At 44.4% G+C, this 19,635-nt stretch carries 15 protein-coding genes; all 15 read right to left on the reverse strand.

Annotated features, from left to right (window positions below; all coding sequences use genetic code 11):
- Positions 1-518 precede the first annotated feature (518 nt).
- The 15 genes from AC6HZ4_RS18125 to trmFO all read right to left on the reverse strand — a co-directional run bounded on the left by AC6HZ4_RS18125 (position 519) and on the right by trmFO (position 19,590).
- Positions 519-4,823, reverse strand: coding sequence for a PolC-type DNA polymerase III (locus tag AC6HZ4_RS18125; protein WP_497495760.1), 4,305 nt, complete (start codon positions 4,821-4,823; stop codon positions 519-521).
- A gap of 65 nt (positions 4,824-4,888) precedes the next feature.
- Complete coding sequence (locus tag AC6HZ4_RS18130) at positions 4,889-6,589, reverse strand: proline--tRNA ligase (RefSeq protein ID WP_497491087.1); 1,701 nt, start codon at positions 6,587-6,589, stop codon at positions 4,889-4,891.
- A gap of 60 nt (positions 6,590-6,649) precedes the next feature.
- Positions 6,650-7,909 carry an RIP metalloprotease RseP gene (gene rseP / locus AC6HZ4_RS18135; RefSeq protein WP_497491088.1) on the reverse strand — a complete coding sequence of 420 codons (1,260 nt, stop codon included), beginning with the start codon at positions 7,907-7,909 and terminating at the stop codon, positions 6,650-6,652.
- Between the two features lie 17 nt (positions 7,910-7,926).
- The gene (gene dxr, locus AC6HZ4_RS18140; protein WP_497491089.1) at positions 7,927-9,069 is read right to left on the reverse strand and encodes a 1-deoxy-D-xylulose-5-phosphate reductoisomerase; all 1,143 of its coding nucleotides are present in this window, start codon (positions 9,067-9,069) and stop codon (positions 7,927-7,929) included.
- 109 nt (positions 9,070-9,178) lie between these two features.
- Complete coding sequence (locus tag AC6HZ4_RS18145; protein WP_497491090.1) at positions 9,179-9,973, reverse strand: phosphatidate cytidylyltransferase; 795 nt, start codon at positions 9,971-9,973, stop codon at positions 9,179-9,181.
- Positions 9,974-9,991: 18 nt separating this feature from the next.
- Positions 9,992-10,765 (reverse strand): undecaprenyl pyrophosphate synthase, encoded by a 774-nt coding sequence (uppS, locus tag AC6HZ4_RS18150; RefSeq protein ID WP_497491091.1) that lies wholly within the window; start codon positions 10,763-10,765, stop codon positions 9,992-9,994.
- An 87-nt stretch (positions 10,766-10,852) separates the two neighbouring features.
- Positions 10,853-11,410, reverse strand: a complete 558-nt coding sequence (gene frr, locus AC6HZ4_RS18155) for a ribosome recycling factor (protein WP_497491093.1) — start codon at positions 11,408-11,410, stop codon at positions 10,853-10,855.
- A 3-nt stretch (positions 11,411-11,413) separates the two neighbouring features.
- Positions 11,414-12,136 (reverse strand): UMP kinase, encoded by a 723-nt coding sequence (pyrH, locus tag AC6HZ4_RS18160; RefSeq protein ID WP_497491094.1) that lies wholly within the window; start codon positions 12,134-12,136, stop codon positions 11,414-11,416.
- Between the two features lie 110 nt (positions 12,137-12,246).
- The gene (tsf, locus tag AC6HZ4_RS18165) at positions 12,247-13,134 is read right to left on the reverse strand and encodes a translation elongation factor Ts (RefSeq protein WP_497491095.1); all 888 of its coding nucleotides are present in this window, start codon (positions 13,132-13,134) and stop codon (positions 12,247-12,249) included.
- Positions 13,135-13,257: 123 nt separating this feature from the next.
- Positions 13,258-13,959 carry a 30S ribosomal protein S2 gene (gene rpsB / locus AC6HZ4_RS18170; protein WP_497491096.1) on the reverse strand — a complete coding sequence of 234 codons (702 nt, stop codon included), beginning with the start codon at positions 13,957-13,959 and terminating at the stop codon, positions 13,258-13,260.
- Positions 13,960-14,277: 318 nt separating this feature from the next.
- Positions 14,278-15,057: a GTP-sensing pleiotropic transcriptional regulator CodY gene (gene codY, locus AC6HZ4_RS18175; RefSeq protein WP_497491097.1), complete on the reverse strand. Its 780-nt coding sequence runs from the start codon at positions 15,055-15,057 to the stop codon at positions 14,278-14,280.
- A 77-nt stretch (positions 15,058-15,134) separates the two neighbouring features.
- Complete coding sequence (gene hslU / locus AC6HZ4_RS18180; protein ID WP_497491098.1) at positions 15,135-16,529, reverse strand: ATP-dependent protease ATPase subunit HslU; 1,395 nt, start codon at positions 16,527-16,529, stop codon at positions 15,135-15,137.
- Positions 16,530-16,543: 14 nt separating this feature from the next.
- Positions 16,544-17,086, reverse strand: coding sequence for an ATP-dependent protease subunit HslV (gene hslV, locus AC6HZ4_RS18185; RefSeq protein ID WP_497491100.1), 543 nt, complete (start codon positions 17,084-17,086; stop codon positions 16,544-16,546).
- Positions 17,087-17,160: 74 nt separating this feature from the next.
- Complete coding sequence (gene xerC, locus AC6HZ4_RS18190) at positions 17,161-18,060, reverse strand: tyrosine recombinase XerC (RefSeq protein ID WP_497491101.1); 900 nt, start codon at positions 18,058-18,060, stop codon at positions 17,161-17,163.
- A gap of 228 nt (positions 18,061-18,288) precedes the next feature.
- Positions 18,289-19,590 (reverse strand): FADH(2)-oxidizing methylenetetrahydrofolate--tRNA-(uracil(54)-C(5))-methyltransferase TrmFO, encoded by a 1,302-nt coding sequence (trmFO, locus tag AC6HZ4_RS18195; RefSeq protein WP_497491102.1) that lies wholly within the window; start codon positions 19,588-19,590, stop codon positions 18,289-18,291.
- Positions 19,591-19,635: the final 45 nt, after the last annotated feature.

The following is a 19,635-nucleotide window of genomic DNA, read 5'->3' on the forward strand; positions in this document are numbered from 1 at the left end:
AACCACAACTTTCTTAACTCTTATAAAAAGACCGCACTCTTCCGTTTCTCAGCATTAGTTAACCCGCTTTAAAAAATGAACACAGGATAACAAAAGCCCCTGCTAAAAGCAGGGAATATCTGTTTTAGTATTGCCAAATTCAAGCAGTAAAACGTGTAGAAAAATATGTATATAAATCAGCAGCTTTATGGCCTGAAAGAAGTAGATAGTAATACGAAAGAGTGGGTTGCCCCACTCTTCTACATACAATATACACGACATGAATATCTCGCTTTTTACTGTAACATATATTGCTATATTTTGCAAAGACTTTCTCTCTAAGAAAAGCACAAGCGCTCTGCTTAGCCAGGGCAGGCAAACAACCCACGCATCAAATGCACGGTTCAAGCGAAGCCGATTCACAGAGGATTTCCATGTGTTCTTCACCTTGAAAAACACTTTTTCCCTTTTGCGGGGAAAGTTATTTGACTGCGCAAGGCTGGGTGCTGAAGCCGCAAAAAGTTATACTTTCCTAATCTTTAAAATAACGACAGCTGGTTTTGATCCGGCAAAGCCTCTAGGCAGCCTTGGCTATCTAAATACTCGAGGATCGTCTTCGAAATTTTGCTGCGCTGCTGTAAATCCTCCTTCGATAAGAACTCTCCTTCTTCCCTCGCCTTTACAATATTAAGCGCCGCATTCGTACCGAGACCGGCAACTGCGTTGAACGGCAGGATCAGAGAATTCCCATCAATAATGAAGTCCGTTGCGCTAGAGCGGTATAAATCCACCTTTTTGAAGGAAAAACCGCGCTCACACATTTCAAGTGCCATCTCAAGCACAGTTAGTAAGCTCTTCTCCTTCGGCGATGCATCCAAGCCCTTTTGTGTAATCTCTTCGATTTTCGCACGAATGGCGGCCGAGCCTCTCACCATAGACTCCACATCAAAATCATCCGCCCGCACTGTAAAATATGCTGCGTAGTACATAAGCGGAAAATGCACCTTGAAATAGGCGATACGTACTGCCATTAACACATAGGCAGCGGCATGCGCCTTAGGAAACATGTATTTTATCTTTTTGCATGAATCAATATACCATTCCGGTACATTATTCTTGCGCATTTCCTCTTCCCATTCCGGCGGGACCCCTTTCCCTTTACGCACCGATTCCATAATTTTAAACGCGAGCGACGGCTCTAACCCCTGATAAATCAAATAAACCATAATATCATCACGACAGCCGATTACCTCACTTAGCGTACATGTTCCGCTATAAATGAGTTCATTGGCGTTGCCAAGCCATACGTCTGTTCCGTGAGACAATCCCGAGATTTGGACAAGCTCGGAGAAGGTCGTCGGCTTCGTTTCCTCTAACATTTGACGAACGAATTTTGTTCCAAATTCCGGAATGCCAAGCGTACCTGTTTTACAGTTGATTTGCTCTTCAGTCACGCCGATTGACTCAGTCCCGGAAAAAATCTTCATAACCTCTGGGTCGTCCGTTGGAATCGTTTTTGGATCGATGCCGCTTAAATCCTGCAGCATACGAATGACCGTTGGATCATCGTGCCCAAGTATATCGAGCTTTAACAAATTATCATGGATTGAGTGAAAATCAAAATGCGTCGTTCGCCAATCGGCTGACGTATCATCCGCTGGGAATTGAATCGGCGTAAAGTCAAATACGTCCATGTAATCCGGTACAACAATAATGCCCCCCGGATGCTGGCCTGTTGTCCGCTTTACACCGGTGCATCCTGCTGCAAGGCGCTCTACCTCAGCACCGCGAATGGTTAAATTGCGATCGGATGCATAGCCTTTTACATAGCCAAAAGCCGTTTTGTCAGCAACGGTACCGATTGTTCCAGCACGATACACATTGTCCTCACCAAATAATACCTTCGTATAATTATGGGCGCGCGGCTGATACTCGCCGCTGAAGTTAAGATCGATATCAGGTACCTTGTCGCCTTTAAAACCAAGGAACGTTTCGAACGGAATATCATGCCCATCCTTTTTATATCTCGTACCGCACTGCGGACAATCCTTATCCGGCAAATCAAAGCCGGAACCGACCGAACCGTCATTAAAGAAATGCGAGTGCTTGCAATTAGGACAAATATAATGCGGCGGGAGCGGGTTAACCTCTGTAATCTCCATCATTGTCGCAACAAACGAGGAACCAACCGAGCCCCGTGATCCTACAAGATAACCATCATCGAGCGATTTCTTCACGAGCTTATGCGAAATTAAGTAAATAACCGCAAAACCGTGGCCGATGATGCTTTTTAGCTCCTTTTCAAGACGTGCTTCTACGATTTCCGGAAGAGTATCGCCATAAATGCTTCTTGCCATCGCATAGCTCATTTCGCGTGTTTCCTCATCCGCTCCTTCTATGCGCGGGGTATATAAATCATCCTTAACCGGCTTTACTTCTCCGACCATAGAAGCGATTTTTTGCGTATTCGTTACAACAATTTCCTTTGCTTTTTCTTCTCCTAAAAAGGAAAAGGCCTCTAGCATTTCATTGGTCGTACGGAAATATACAGGCGGCAGCTGATGACGATTAAGAGGATTTGCTCCGCCTTGTGAACCAATGAGAATTTTGCGGTATACGCCGTCCTCCGGGTTCAAATAATGAACATTTCCCGTCGCTACAACCGGCTTGTCCAGCGTCTCCCCGAGCTTCACAAGGTTGGAAATAATCGTACGCAGCTGCCCTTCATCCCGCACTAATTCTAATTCAATTAAATGCGTTAGCACCTGAGGGGGCATTACCTCGATGTAATCATAAAATTGCGCGATCTCCTCTGCTTCTTCAGGAGACTTTTGCATCATCGCTTCAAATACTTCTCCTTTGTCGCAGGCTGTACCAATGAGAAGACCTTCTCGATGCTTCTTTAAGAGCGACCGCGGCAAACGCGGTACGCGGTAGTAATATTGAAGATGCGAATAGGATACGAGCTTATACAGGTTTTTCAAGCCCTCATCCGACACAGCTAGAATCGTCGCATGACTCGGGCGGCCTCTTTTATAAGAATCGCCCTGTCCCATGCTGTCGTTGAGCTGATCATGATATTCCATCCCGCGCGCAATCGCATCCTTGAGCATTTTTGCCAGTAAATAACCCGTTGCTTCTGCATCGTAAATCGCGCGGTGATGCTGTGTTAATTCAATGTCAAACTTTTTACATAATGTGTTGAGACGATGATTTTTCATCTCAGGATATAGAAAGCGTGCCAGCTCAAGCGTATCAATAACAGGATTAACAGGCTTTGGTAAGCCATATTTTTTAAAGCCAACGTTAATAAAGCCCATATCAAACGCTGCGTTATGCGCAACGAGCGTATCGTTTGCAATCCAGCTTTCAAATTTCCGGAGGACAACGTCGATATCCGGCGCATCCTTTACCATATCATCCGTAATACCCGTAAGCTCAATTGTTGTAGCAGATAAAGGGTGATGCGGGTTCGCAAACGCCTCAAACCGGTCTATAATTTCCCCATTTCTTATCTTGACGGCCGCTAGCTCGATAATCGTATCATATACGGCTGAAAGTCCTGTTGTTTCTACGTCAAATACAATATACGTTTCGTCAGCCAGGGAGCGATGCACCTCGTTATATGCAATTGGTACACCATCATTTACGAGATTGACCTCTACGCCATATATAACCTTAATGCCCGCTTTCTTTCCAGCCGCATACGCCTCTGGAAACGACTGTGCTACCGCGTGGTCCGTCACGGCAACGGCTGGGTGCCCCCATTTTGCTGCTTGCGCAATAAGCTTGGAAACCGGTGTCACGGCGTCCATTTGACTCATTGGTGTATGAAGATGAAGCTCCACACGCTTCTCTCCTTCAGGTGCTGTATCCTTCCTGGAGGGTCCTTTTATTTCATTAATATCGTTTGCAATCATGACGAGATCGCGGACGAATGTATCATTTTGTACGGAACCGCGCACCTTTAGCCACATTCCTTTTTTAATCGCTTGTACAAGCGGAACATCTTCTTTATCACGCGAAAACATTTTAACCATAATCGAATCCGTATAATCGGTAATTTTCAGCGTTAATAATGTCCGGCCGCTGCGAAGCTCCTTCGTCTCTACATCAAAGACATAGCCTTGAATCGTCTTTCGTTTCTCTTCATCTTGAATCTCGCGAATGGAGACGATCTCTTCATCCTCGCGAATCAGATAGCCGATTACAAGAGGCTCATCAGATGGTGGTGCACCAGCGCTAGCTTCGTCTTCACGCTTCGCCATATCTTCGATTGCCTTTTGCACCTTTTCGCGGTCTTCTTGTTCTTTTTGCTCCATAAAGCGCTGCATTTCTTCCACGTTCTGCTGCACAGCTGCATCCAGTTGAAAACGAGGAAATCCGAATGACTCGTAACGATCACCAATCGGCTTTGCCCAGTTTTTCTTGATAGTCGCTTCCTCAAGCTCATTTTTAACTGTTACCGTGAGCCTTACACCGTTTATATGCGGAAGCTGCTCCTTTAAATAACGGAACATTGGCGATAGTGACAGCTTATTCATACAAAGCGGCCAATACGATTGTACATCTTGCTCCGTATACTGCCCATCTTCCACCTGCAGCACAAACGACACATTGGCAATGTGCGAAAATGTTTGCACGAGCTGATTCTCTAACAGCTCATATATGTTTGCAGGCAACAGACGCGGCAATGCAAATTGAAAGCACCAAGCTTTGTTTGGTTTATCCACCACAAGCTTTGTAATACCGCCGCCGGCAAAATACTCGGTTTGCATCGCATCAGGAAGCCCAAGCTGCCCAAGCAAAATATGAAAGCGTTCCTGCTGCTCCTTTGTTAGCATTGCCATCTTGTTCCTCCTCTCTCATCATAAGCAAGGAAAGGTACCTCAATGAGGTACCTCTTCTCTTATTGTAAAATATTTGTGATATATTCGTATAGTCCTTCTACGTGCACTTCTGCAGATTCGCCTGTCGCACGTACCTTCACTTCAACAATACCTTCTTCTGCTTTTTTCCCTACTGTAACACGTACAGGAATTCCGAACAGATCGGAATCGGCAAATTTTACACCCGCACGCTCTGGACGGTCATCAAGCAGAGTCTCTAAGCCTTGTTTCTTCAATGATTGATAGATATGCTCCGCCTGCTCTCTTTGAATATCCGTTTTTACATTCACCGGAATTACATGAACCTGGAACGGCGCTACTGCAGATGGCCACATCAATCCGTTTTCATCATTAAACTGCTCAGCAATTGCCGCCACCACACGGGAGACACCAATACCGTAGCATCCCATGATAATCGGCTGTGTTTTTCCGTTTTCATCTAGATACGTAGCATTCATCGCTTCGCTATAACGTGTGCCAAGCTTGAAGATGTGTCCCGCTTCAATACCGAGAGCGAACTTGATGACACCTTGTCCATCAGGAGAAGGATCTCCTTCTTCAATGAAGCGCAAATCCGCATATTGGCTTACAGTAAAATCACGGCCAGGATTCACATTTATATAATGATAGCCCTCTTCATTTGCCCCGCAGCTTCCGTTCACAATCGCTGCTACTGCATGATCCGCAATCACCTCAAGCTCCTCGGATACACCAATTGGCCCAAGGGAACCAAATGTGCAATTCATTAAGCGCTGCACATCCTCAGGAGACGCCAGCTCAACAACAGAAGCGCCATATAAATTTTTCACTTTTACATCGTTTACTTCGTGGTTGCCGCGTACGAGAACAAGTACAAACTTGTCATCCACTTGGAATACCATCGATTTGATGCAAGACGTTTCATCCATCCCTAGGAATGCAGCCACCTCATCAATGGACTTTTGATTTGGCGTTGCTACCTTCTCTAGTTCTTTCATTGCTTCATTGCTTTTTTCATAGGTTGTTACAACTTCTGCCATTTCAATATTTGCTGCGTAATCCGAGGTATCGGAATACGCAATTGTATCTTCTCCGATGTCAGACAAAATCATAAATTCATGCGTACCCTTTCCGCCTATCGCACCAGCGTCTGCGATAACAGCGCGGAAGTTTAAGCCGCAGCGGCGAAACACATTTGAATATGCTTCATACATTTTATTATACACTTCATCCAGGCTTTCCCGCGATGTATGGAAGGAATAGGCATCCTTCATTAAAAATTCTCTCCCGCGCAACAGGCCAAAACGCGGACGTTTTTCATCCCGGAATTTCGTTTGAATTTGATATAGAGTGAGCGGAAGCTTTTTATACGATTTTATTTCATCGCGCACCAGTGCGGTAATGACCTCTTCGTGCGTAGCGCCAAGCGCAAATTCACGAGAATGGCGGTCCTTCATACGCATCAATTCCGGGCCGTATGAATACCAGCGCCCTGATTCCTGCCATAGCTCTGCCGGCTGAAGTGCCGGCATGAGCAGCTCAATTGCGCCTGCATTTTCCATTTCCTCGCGAATAATACCTTCAACCTTTTGCAATACTTTTAATCCAAGCGGTAAAAAGCTGTACACACCGGATGCGTTTTGGCGCATAAAGCCTGCGCGAAGAAGCAGCTGATGGCTTCTTGTTTCTGCATCAGACGGCACTTCGCGCAATGTTGGACTAAACATCATACTCTGTCTCATTGACGTACACCTCTCCGTTAATGCTGACGCTGCTTTTTGGCAGCGTCAGACGTAATTTCCTCATTTTATAAAAAGATTTTTAATATCATTCCATGTCACAACAAGCATAAGGAGCATGAGAAGAGCAAATCCAATAAAATGGACAAGGCCTTCCTTTTGACGATCAATTGGTTTTCCACGCAATGCTTCTACGAGGAAAAACATTAAACGTCCTCCATCGAGTGCCGGAACCGGCAATAAATTGAACAATCCAAGATTGATGCTTAGAGCAGCAGTCAAACCGAGTAAATTAATAAAGCCTGACTCCGCGACCTTCCCCGTTAAGTTATAGATACCAACAGGCCCAGACAAAGCATCAATGCTAAACTGTCCCGTCACCAGCTGCACAAGTGAAACAAAGACAAGCTTTGTCCACTTATACGTTTGTTCAGCTCCAAGCTGCAGGGATCCGAGCAGCGATTTTTCGACCGGACCGTATACGCCAAGGCGGCCTACTTCCGCGTTTCCTTCCTTCTCAACCGCTGGAGTAACCTTAATCACCAAGTCCTTCTTGCCGCGTTCGAGCTCCATTTCCATCTCATTGCCGGGATTTTTACGAATAATCGTTGTCACATCTGTCCAGCTTTCTACCTGGGTACCATTAATCGATTTTATAATATCTCCTTGCTGCAGCCCTGCCTTTTCACCAGCGCTATTTGGCACGAGCTCCCCGACAATCGGTTTATCAACAGGGATGCCCTGCAGAAGACCGATAATCACAAACAAGAAAAATGCAAGCACAAAGTTCATCGCAGGACCGGCAAAAATAGCAAGAGCACGTTGTCCTAATGATTTAGAGCCAAACTGCCGATTGTACGGCGCAATTTGAATTTCTTCTCCGCCGGATACATAATAGGCCTTCTCGTGAACACGGAACGTTTGCAGTTCTTCCTCGTACTCCTCATATCCAGAGATTGTAAGAGCATGCTCTAAGTCTGCTCGCTCCACCTCGATTACTCTAGCATTCGGATACTTGTCGCGATTGTCTAATACGAGCTTGATGACTTCTTCCTTCTCGTTCAATAACAATCCGACCTTCACGCCAGGCTTTAGTTCAATCGTTTCCGGATCTTCCCCAGCCATACGCACGTAGCCGCCGAGCGGAAGCAATCGAATCGTATAGACTGTTTCATTTTTAGTAAACGAAAAAATTTTAGGACCGAAGCCGATTGCGAACTCTCGGCAAAGAATGCCCGCCCGCTTAGCGAAATACAGATGTCCTAACTCGTGGAAAAAGACGAGTGCTCCAAAAATTAAAATAAAGGCAATCGCTGTGTTCAACTCAATACCCACCTTTGCTAAATTTGTTCCATCACATACCGTCTTGTCATCTCGTCAATCTCCCGAATCTCATCTAAGTTCGGATGAGAAATCACACTGTGATGGTGCATCGCTTTCTCAATTAGCTCCTCAATGGTCAAAAAGCCGATTTTCCCTTGTAAAAAGGCGGCAACAGCTGCTTCATTTGCCGCATTCATAACAGCAGGCAGGCTTCCTCCCACCTTCCCCGCCTCGTAAGCGAACGCTAGGCAGCGGAATCTTTCAAAATCCATTTGCTGAAAGTGGAGTGTTCCAATCTCCCACAGCTGCAGTTGCTTTGTCGCCTGAAGCGGCAGCCGCATTGGATACGTAAGCGCATATTGAATCGGGACACGCATATCCGGTGTACCTAACTGCGCAATGACGCTTCGATCTTCAAACTCTACAAGTGAATGGACGATGCTTTCCTTATGTAGCAGCACGTCAATTTGATCGTAAGGGATATCAAAAAGCCAATGAGCTTCAATGACCTCTAGTCCTTTATTCATCATTGTAGCAGAATCAATCGTAATTTTCGAACCCATAGACCAATTGGGATGCTTCAAAGCATCCTCTACCGTGACCTTTGTAAGCTCCTCTCGCGTTTTGTCCCTAAAGCTTCCACCGGATGCTGTTAAAATAAGACGGGAAAGCCGCTCCCTGCTTTCACCGTTTAAGCATTGAAAAATCGCAGAATGCTCGCTATCTACCGGAAGCAAGGTGACACCATATTTACGGGCAGCCTCCATCACCAGATGTCCTGCTGTTACGAGTGTTTCTTTGTTTGCAATCGCAATTGTCTTTCTTGCTTCGATTGCGCTAAGCGTCGGGACCAATCCTACACTTCCGACAACTGCATTCACTACAATATTAGCAGCTGGATGCAAGGCAACCTCAAGCAGCCCTTCTTCTCCCCAAACGACTTTCACGTTACCAAGCATGCCTCGCAGTCGCTTTGCGTCCTCTTCCTTTTGTACGGATATAAGCTGCGGGGCGAATTCTTGTACCGCTTGCACCGCAAACTCAATATTGCTCCCTACCGAGAAAGCGACTAATTGAAATTGTTCCGGATGAAGCCGAATCACATCGAGTGTCTGTACCCCGATAGATCCGCTCGCTCCAAGCACACTAATTTTTTTCATTGTTCCATCTCCTTATTTGACGAAACGAGCTTACATATGATAAACCAGCAGCACAAGCGGCATACTATTCGGATGATAGAACCTGCCGTCCTATCCCAGTAAAGCTTCATCAAATAAAATGCAAAAAGTGCAAAAGCGGCAGGACAAACAGCAAACTGTCTAGACGATCCAAAATACCGCCGTGTCCCGGCAGGATGTTGCCGGAATCCTTGACTCCATAATGGCGTTTAAATGCAGATTCTACAAGATCACCAATTTGTCCAAAAACAGAAACTGCTGCTGTCACGGCAACTAACATTCCCGCATTATCCGTCACCACTGAAAAACGGTTATACACAAGTGCCACTATAATCGCACAAATAACACCGCCGACTGCTCCCTCTACCGTTTTATTCGGGCTGATTTCCGGCCACAGCTTCCGCTTGCCAATAGCTCGACCAATAAAATATGCCCCCGTATCCGTTGCCCAAATCACGAACAGCGTATATAGAATATATTTCAAGCCCTCTATTCTCGTTTCGTTTAAATAGTAAAATCCCATACCTACGTAAAGAGTCGCCATAAGCAGAAAAGATGCATCATCAAAAGTAAATGTATTCTTGGAAAGAACCGTATATGATAAAAGAAGCAGGACAACCAAAAACGTTATTTCTGCTTTCGTAAGATGCATCACTTCCAAGGCTCCATTGCTTGTTGCTGTACTTGGCAGCAAAATAACTGCAAGCAAAAAGGCAACTAGGAGTGTCGGGACAGAAAAAGGCGGAAGCCGCTTCATGCGTATAAGCTCATACAGCCCGACAAAGGCAAGCGCGTAGACTAGCCATAAAAACGGCTTTCCTCCGTACCATACGAACGGAACAAATAAGGCCAATGCCACAATTCCTGTAACCAATCGTTGTTTCAAAAACAAGACCTCACTTTCTTATACGCCACCGAACCTGCGACCTCTCCTTTGAAAGTTTATGACGGCTTCAAGCAAGTGGGACTCCGTAAAGTCTGGCCAATAACGATCTGTAAACCACAGCTCTGTATAAGCAATTTGCCACAGCATAAAATTACTGATCCGAATTTCACCGCTCGTGCGAATTAACAAATCCGGATCCGGCAACTTACTCGTCATTAAATAGGAAGAAATCACTTCCTCGGTGATGTCATCTGCGTTAAGTTTTCCACTGTTACTATCTCTAACCAAATCTCTAACCGCATAAACCATTTCATCACGGCTTCCATAGTTTAACGCAAAATTTAAAATTAAACCTGTATTGTTCGCAGTAGCCTGTATGGCACTCTCTACTGCCGCAAGCGTATGAGACGGAAGCCCCTCTTTTTGTCCAATTAAGCGAACCTGTACGTTTTCTTCTACAAGCTCCGGTAAGAAGGTACCTAAAAACTCCTGAGGAAGCTTCATTAAGTAATCCACTTCCAATTTCGGCCTCTTCCAGTTCTCTGTTGAAAATGCATAAAGTGTTAATACCTTCACGCCAAGATGACTGGCGCATTTTGTAATTTTCCGCACTACCTTCATGCCTTCATGATGACCGGCGATACGCGGCAAACCTCTTTTCCGCGCCCACCTGCCATTCCCGTCCATAATAATGGCAATATGCTGCGGAATTTCCCCTTGCTGTACTTCCTCCATTAGCTCCTCAAACGATGAAACTGACTTATCTTTCCGAATGGAAAATCTCTTTAACATGTTTGAAACCTCCACGAGCACACGTATTCCATAAAAGTGTAAAAAGACCCCCTTAAGCAGAGGGTCGTGCATAGACAAAACTGAGGATTAAACTTCCATAATCTCTTTTTCTTTGTCTTTTGTAATATCATCAATTTTCGCGATGTGCTTGTCTGTTTCCTTTTGAACTGTTTCTGTATGCCCGCGCAGCTCATCCTCTGTAATTTCGCCGTTTTTCTCAAGCTTCTTCAGCTCGTCGTTTCCATCGCGGCGAATGTTACGAACTGCTACCTTTGCTTCTTCCGCATACTTTTTCACAGTTTTCACCAAATCACGGCGGCGCTCTTCTGTCAACGCTGGGAATACAATACGGATTACGGAACCGTCGTTAGATGGATTTAGCCCTAAATCGGATGTTTGAATTGCTTTTTCAATGTCTTTTAAGGACGACTTATCATAGGGCTGAATCACAAGCATACGCGGTTCTGGTACAGTAATGTTTGCTAACTGGATGACCGGTGTAGGTGCTCCGTAATAATCTACCGTGATTTTCTCCAGTACCCCTGCGCTTGCGCGTCCTGCACGGATCGACGCTAATTCACGTGTATATGCGGAAATTGCTTTTTCCATTTTTTCTTTTGTATTTTTTAACACTTGCTGTGCCATTATTTATTTCCCCCTTACAATCGTTCCAATGTTTTCGCCAAGAACAGCACGTTTAATATTTCCTTCTTCCATAATCGAGAACACAATCAACGCGATGTCATTATCCATACATAAAGAAGAAGCTGTTGAATCCATCACACCTAATCCTTCTTTTAGTACGTCCAAATATGTTAACGTATCGTATTTCGTTGCTGTTTCGTCAATCGTTGGGTCTGCGCTATATACGCCGTCTACATTATTTTTAGCCATGAGAATCACATCAGCTTCAATCTCAGCTGCACGTAATGCTGCAGTCGTATCTGTCGAGAAGTATGGGTTTCCTGTTCCAGCAGCAAAAATTACAACACGCTTCTTTTCCAAGTGACGAATCGCTTTTCTGCGGATATACGGCTCTGCAACCTGTCTCATTTCAATTGATGTTTGCACGCGCGTTTGAATGCCTAAATTCTCTAAGCTGTCTTGCAATGCAAGAGAATTCATCACCGTGGCTAACATCCCCATGTAATCAGCTGTAGCGCGGTCCATTCCCATCTCGCTTCCAGTTTTACCGCGCCAGATGTTCCCGCCGCCGACAACAACTGCTACTTCTACGTCGAGCTCAGCAATTTCCTTCACCTGCTGTGCGATTGATTTAATAACGGCCGGGTTAATTCCAAATCCGTGGCTACCTGCCAAAGCTTCTCCACTTAACTTTAGTACAACTCGTTTATATTTAGCTTGACTCATAATGAACCTCCGTTGCTACGATCTTTATCCGTATTCACACCACGCATTGCCGCGCGGCAGACTGCTTGTTTATTTTAAAAAAGGGAACACTACGTGTCCCCTTACCTTTATTAGTTGTTGCCTCTTACTTGGTTCATTACCTCTTCTGCGAAGTTGTCTTGACGCTTTTCAATACCTTCTCCTACCGCATAGCGAACGAAGGATTTTACAGTTGCGCCTTTAGATTGTACATATTTTCCAACCTTTGTATCTGGGTCTTTTACAAACGCTTGGTCTACTAAGCAAATGTCTTCAAAGAATTTGCCTAGGCGGCCTTCTACCATTTTTGCAACGATATTTTCAGGCTTGCCTTCGTTTAACGCTTGTTGCGTTAAAACTTGACGCTCGCGCTCGATTTCTTCTTCTGTTACCGCACTGCGGTCTACATATTTCGGATTTACTGCGGCAATATGCATTGCTACATCTTTTGCAAGAGATTCGTCATTTGTTCCTGCAAGAACAGCCAATACGCCAATACGGCCGCCCATATGCAAGTATGCACCAAATGCATCAGCATCTGTTTTTGTTACGATTTCGAAACGGCGAAGAGTTAACTTCTCACCAATTTTTGCAATCGCAGTGTTGATATGGTGTTCTACTGTTACGCCGCTATCCATTGTTTGTGCAAGTGCTTCTTCAACAGATGCAGGCTTTTTCGCTAATAAATGAGCTGCCAATTCTTTTGTTAAAGTTTGGAAACCTTCATTTTTTGCTACGAAGTCTGTTTCAGAGTTTACTTCAAGAATCACTGCTTCGTTTCCTTGTACTTCAATTGCTGTTAAACCTTCAGCAGCGATGCGGTCTGCTTTTTTCGCAGCCTTTGCAATTCCTTTTTCACGAAGGAAATCAATTGCTTTTTCCATATCGCCGTTTGTTTCTGTCAACGCTTTTTTGCAATCAAGCATGCCCGCGCCTGTTTTTTCACGAAGCTCTTTTACCATTTGTGCAGTAACTGCCATGTTCTTCATCCTCCTGTTATGTATATAACTCAGGAAGAGCTGGTATGCTCTTCCTAAACATATGAATTTCTTACTTTAAAAAAGGTGATAAAAGGCTTAACCCCTTATCACCTTTCCCATCTGTTACGCAGTAACTGTTTCTTCTCCTTGCTTTGCTTCAAGGATAGCGTCAGCCATTTTAGATGTAAGAAGTTTTACAGCGCGAATTGCGTCATCGTTCGCAGGAATTACATGGTCAATTTCATCTGGATCACAGTTTGTATCAACAATACCGATTAACGGGATGTTTAACTTACGTGCTTCCGCAACAGCGATGCGCTCTTTACGTGGATCTACGATGAAGATTGCATCTGGAAGATCCTTCATATCTTTAATACCGCCTAAGAATTTCTCAAGACGCTCTAATTCTTTTTTAAGCTGAACAACTTCTTTTTTCGGAAGTACATCGAATGTGCCGTCTTCTTGCATTCTTTCGATGTCTTTCAAACGCTTTACGCGTTTTTGGATTGTTTGGAAGTTTGTTAATGTACCGCCCAACCAGCGTTGGTTTACGTAGTACATGCCTGCGCGTTCTGCTTCTTCTTTAATCGCATCTTGCGCTTGCTTTTTTGTACCAACGAAAAGAACTGTACCGCCGTTTGCTGCGATTTCTTTCATTACGTTGTAAGCTTCTTCAACCTTCTTAACTGTTTTTTGAAGATCGATGATATAAATGCCGTTACGCTCAGTGAAAATGTAACGTTTCATTTTAGGGTTCCAACGACGTGTTTGGTGTCCGAAATGTACACCAGCTTCAAGCAATTGTTTCATAGAAATTACTGACATGCTTAGTTCCTCCTGAATGGTTTTTAGTATCCTCCGTTTACTTCATCTTTAAGCGTAACTGCACAAAGAGCAGCACCGACACTTAAATCTGTAAACGTGTGTATTCACACCATTGACTACTATATCATAACAAGATATGACATTCAAGTCGAAAATCGGTGTTTTTACTAAACTGCTTCAATTTCTTTTCAGGGAAAGGATAGTTCTTTTGAATCTCCTACACGAACATAAGCATAATAGCAATTCTCACCTCTATAAGTATTTCCACTTTTATATCATTTCAAAACAAAAGCCCTCCAAATATGGAGAGCTTTTGTTTTAATTTGTTTTTAGCTTTGACAGCTCCTGCAAAAACTTATCATTGAGCACCTTAATATATGTCCCCTTCATACCAAGAGAACGTGACTCAATTACACCCGCACTTTCGAGCTTGCGAAGTGCGTTTACAATAACAGAACGAGTAATTCCTACACGGTCCGCAATTTTACTTGCAACAAGCAAACCTTCCGTTCCGTTTAGTTCGTCGAAAATATGCTCAATCGCTTCTAGTTCACTATAAGATAAAGAGCTAATTGCCATTTGAACGACTGCTTTGCTGCGTGCTTCCTCTTCAATTTCCTCTGCTTTTTCACGTAAAATCTCCATTCCAACTACCGTTGCACCGTACTCCGCAAGAATTAAATCCTCATCTGAAAACTCTTGTGATAAACGAGCTAGCTCAAGTGTACCTAAGCGTTCACCGCCTCCGACAATTGGTACAATTGTCGTTAAGCCTTCTTGAAACAACTCTTTATTTTCAACCGGGAAAGCAGTATATTCACTGTTAATATCCAAATTAGGAGATGTTTCTGTAATGTTAAATAGGCTTTTTGTATATTCCTCTGGAAATTGTCGTTCTGCCAGCATTTGCTTCATCCGATCACTTTCGATGTGTTGATGAATTGCATAGCCGAGCAATTTCCCGCGGCGGCTTACGATAAACACGTTCGCTTCAATTACGCCGCATAATGTGTCGGCCATTTCTCTAAAGTTTACAGGCTTTCCTGCAGCCCGCTGTAACAGCGCATTAATTTTTCTTGTTTTGTCTAATAGTGCCATTGTTCTTTCTTCCTCCTACACCGCACAGGTCCCCTCCTGATTTGTATGGAGGGGAGGCATCGCACGGAATACTTTCCTTATAAAATAAATTGACTTACATCCTTGTTTTTTGCTATGCTATTTAGCTTTTCCTCAACATACTGAGGAGTGATGGTCACTTTTTCCAATGTAATTTCAGAGGCCTCAAACGACAAATCTTCCAAAAGCTTTTCCATAATAGTATGGAGCCTTCTTGCTCCGATGTTATCCGTATCCTGGTTTACCTCGTAAGCAATCTCAGCAATTTTATGAATAGCTTCGTCAGAAAATTCAATCTCTATACCTTCTGTTGATAACAATGCACGATATTGTTTAATCAAAGCATTATCTGGCTCTACAAGTATTTTAACAAAGTCCTCAGTCGAAAGCTTTGTCAGCTCTACACGAATTGGGAAGCGGCCTTGCAGTTCCGGAATAAGGTCAGAAGGCTTCGACATATGAAAGGCACCCGCTGCAACGAATAAAATATGATCGGTTTTCACAGGTCCGTATTTAGTAACAACCGTCGAGCCTTCGACAATCGGCAAAATATCACGCTGTACACCCTCGCGTGAAACATCTGCGCTATTTGCATTTTTGCCGGCAATCTTATCAATCTCATCGATGAAGATAATCCCAAGCTGTTCCGCCCGATAAATCGCCTCCTGCGTCACTTCTTCCATATCGATTAAGCGCTGTGCTTCTTCATTAGCGAGCACCTTTCTCGCTTCCTTTACAGTCAGCTTGCGGCGCTTTGTTTTCTTCGGCATAAGGTTTCCTAATGCATCTTGAAAGCTCATTCCCATCTGCTCCATACCTGTTCCTTGGAGCATATCAAACATAGAAGGCTGCTGCTCCTCTACCTCAATCGAAATGATATCATCTTCAAGAAGGCCGGCAGCTAGCTTTCGTTCTACTTCTTTTTGCCTTAACCGCATATCTGCTTCATCTTGGTGAGAGTCCGTTTTTGTATCGCTGGTTTGTTGTCCGCCAAACAGCATTTCCAATGGATTTTTAAAGGTATGCTGCTTTGATTTTCCCGGCACGAGCGTTTCGATAATGCGCTGATTCGCCTGCTCTTCTGCTTTATCCTTGACACGAACCATTTTCTCTTCCTTCACAATGCGGATAGACGTTTCCATTAAGTCCCGAACCATTGACTCAACATCTCGTCCTACGTATCCAACCTCTGTGAATTTTGTTGCTTCCACCTTGAGGAACGGGGCACCAACAAGCTTCGCTAAACGTCTGGCAATCTCCGTTTTACCAACCCCCGTCGGTCCGATCATTAAAATATTTTTTGGGGCGATTTCATCGCGAATGGCTTCATCTAGCAAGCTTCGGCGGTAGCGGTTGCGCAGCGCAACTGCTACCGCTTTTTTTGCATTTTTTTGACCGATAATATATTGGTCAAGCTTTTCGACAATTTGACGCGGTGTAAAATGTAAATGCATCAATACGTCCCCCTTTACAATTCCTCAACAATGATATTTCCGTTCGTATATACACAAATATCGCCTGCGACCTCAAGGCTCGCCTTTGCGATTTCCCTCGCTGTTAACCGTTCCCCTGCAAACTGCTTTAAAGCCCGGCCTGCGGCAAGGGCATAATTACCTCCTGATCCAATGGCTAAAATGCCATCATCCGGTTCAATCACTTCTCCTGTTCCAGAGATGAGAAGTAAATTTTTTGCATCCATCACAATGAGCAGCGCCTCTAGTTGGCGAAGCATCTTGTCCCCGCGCCATTTCTTGGCCATTTCTACAGCGGCGCGCTGCAAATTTCCGTTATACTCCTCTAACTTGCCTTCAAACATTTCAAATAAAGTAAACGCATCGGCAACAGAACCAGCGAAGCCGGCAAGCACCTTTCCTTGGAACAGCCTGCGAACCTTGCGTGCCGTATGCTTCATAACAACCGCGTTTCCAAACGTCACCTGGCCGTCTCCCGCCATCGCGCACTTCCCTTGATGATGGATTGCAAATATCGTTGTCGCATGAAAGTTTCCCATAGAAAAACTCCTTTTACCTTGTCATTTTGTCACACCAATACCATTATATGGAGCATCCTGCCATTCTAGCATCATTATGCTCTCGGATGATGCTTTGTATAAACAGAACGCAATCTCTCCTTGGAAACATGCGTATAAATTTGGGTTGTGGACAAATGAGCATGTCCAAGCAGCTCTTGTACGGTACGCAAATCAGCCCCTTCATCCAGCATATGAGTCGCAAACGTATGACGCAGCATGTGTGGACTCAAACGCATTGTTAAGGAAGCCTTTTCAATGATTTCATTCAAAACGTACCGCACACCCCTTTCCGTTAAAGGAGCTCCTTTTGCATTTAAAAACAAAGCTGTACTCTCCTGCCGGCTCTTCTTATACAATTCTTGTCTCCCGCTTTGTATGTAGGTATGGAGCGAATCGTGGGCATAGCTGCCAAACGGAATATAGCGCTGCTTCTTTCCTTTCCCGGTGACAAGAATCGTTCCAACCGTGAAATCAATATCCTCAAGACGCAGCTGGCAGCATTCACCCACTCGAATTCCGGTTGCGTATAAAAGCTCCAGCAATGCTTGATTGCGCTGTCCAAGCGCTGTACCCTCATCACAAACGTCAAATAAGCTCTCCAGCTCCTCTGCGTATAGAAATTTGGGAATCGCCCCTTCCTTTTTCGGAAGAGAAGCAAAGGAAAACGGATTATCTCCACAATACCCCTCTCTCATGAAAAACCTATACAGGCTGCGCAGGCTCGATATCTTCCTAGCTACTGTTTTTCGTGCCAGCTTTTGTTCATGAAGTACAGTTAAATATAAGCGAACATCGGAATATACGACATTCTCAAACGAAGCAATTCCTTGCTGCGTCATAAAGTTAACAAAATGCTCAAAGTCATCCTCATAACTTGCAATTGTATATTTCGAATAATTCCGCTCAATTTGTAAATACTCGACAAACAGGTTTAACTTTTCCTTCATATTCATACGTTTCTCACCTTTTAAGAAAAGCGAACATCATCCGTTTTGCTCGCAAAGAGAACATTTCTCAGTGCGACAAGGCGCTTTTTGCCCTATTCTATTAGAGCTGACATGCTTTCTCTATAGCACACAAATCACGCAAGCTAGGAATCATCCTCAAAGTTATTATTTATAATTTCACAAGAAAGGCTACTAAATCGTATCACAACGTAGTAGCCTTTGCAAGAAAATTGACTAAATATTTACAAAATTTTGAATTATCTCCAAAGCACGCTGTGCATACGCTTCGTAACGCTCCTGCTTCTTCTTGATCTTTGTTTCAAGCGGCGGAAACAGTCCGAAATTTGCATTCATCGGCTGAAATGTTTTGGCATTTGTTGACGTAATATAATGCGCCATACTGCCCATCGCTGTTTCTGGAGGCAACGAGATCAACTCCTGCCCCTTTACCATTCTAGCGGCATTAATGCCCGCAAGCAAGCCAGATGCTGCAGATTCTACGTATCCCTCTACACCAGTCATTTGCCCGGCAAAGAATAAGTCCTCACGCTGCTTATATTGGTAGGTAGGAAGCAGTAATTTTGGCGAATTAATGAACGTATTGCGGTGCATGACACCGTAGCGGACGATTTCCGCATTTTCAAGCCCCGGAATGAGACTCAGCACCTCTTTTTGGGCACCCCACTTTAAATGTGTTTGGAAGCCTACAAGATTATACAGCGTTCCTGCCGCATCATCCTGACGAAGCTGCACGACTGCAAATGGACGTTTTCCAGTACGAGGATCCTCTAACCCAACCGGCTTCATTGGGCCGAATAATAACGTTTGCTTCCCGCGCTGCGCCATAACTTCCACCGGCATGCACCCTTCAAAGTAAATTTCCTTCTCAAATTCCTTAAGTGGCACAACCTCAGCAGAAATAAGCGCCTCGTAAAAGCGGTTAAATTCCTCCTCTGTCATCGGACAATTGAGGTATGCCGCCTCCCCTTTGTCGTAGCGCGATTTCAAATACGCAATCTCCATGTTGATGCTCTCTTTTTCAATAATCGGCGCTGCTGCATCGTAGAAATAAAAGTAATCTTCGCCCGTTAGCTCCTTCAGTTGATCTGATAGTGCTTTTGAAGTAAGCGGACCTGTTGCAATTACAGTCGGCCCAGCCGGAATTTCCGTCATTTCATCCGTTACAACTGTTATATTTGGGTGATTTTTCACATAGTCTGTTACCTTCGCGGCAAATTCATGGCGATCCACCGCAAGCGCTCCGCCTGCTGGTACAGAACACTCATCCGCTGCGCGAATGATGACAGAATCTAAACGGCGCATCTCCTCCTTTAACACACCGACTGCATTCGTCAAGCTATTGCCTCTAAGGGAGTTGCTGCATACAAGCTCAGCAAATTTATCCGTATGATGGGCAGGCGTTTGCTTCACGGGTCTCATCTCATACAACGTAACCTTCACTCCGCGCTTGGCGATTTGATACGCTGCCTCACTGCCAGCTAAGCCGGCTCCAATTACATGAACTGTTTGTTCCATTACTATCACCTTTTCTCTTTCTTTTCCGAAAAAAATGTGAGCATT

The organism is Ectobacillus sp. OTK (genome assembly GCF_059698935.1).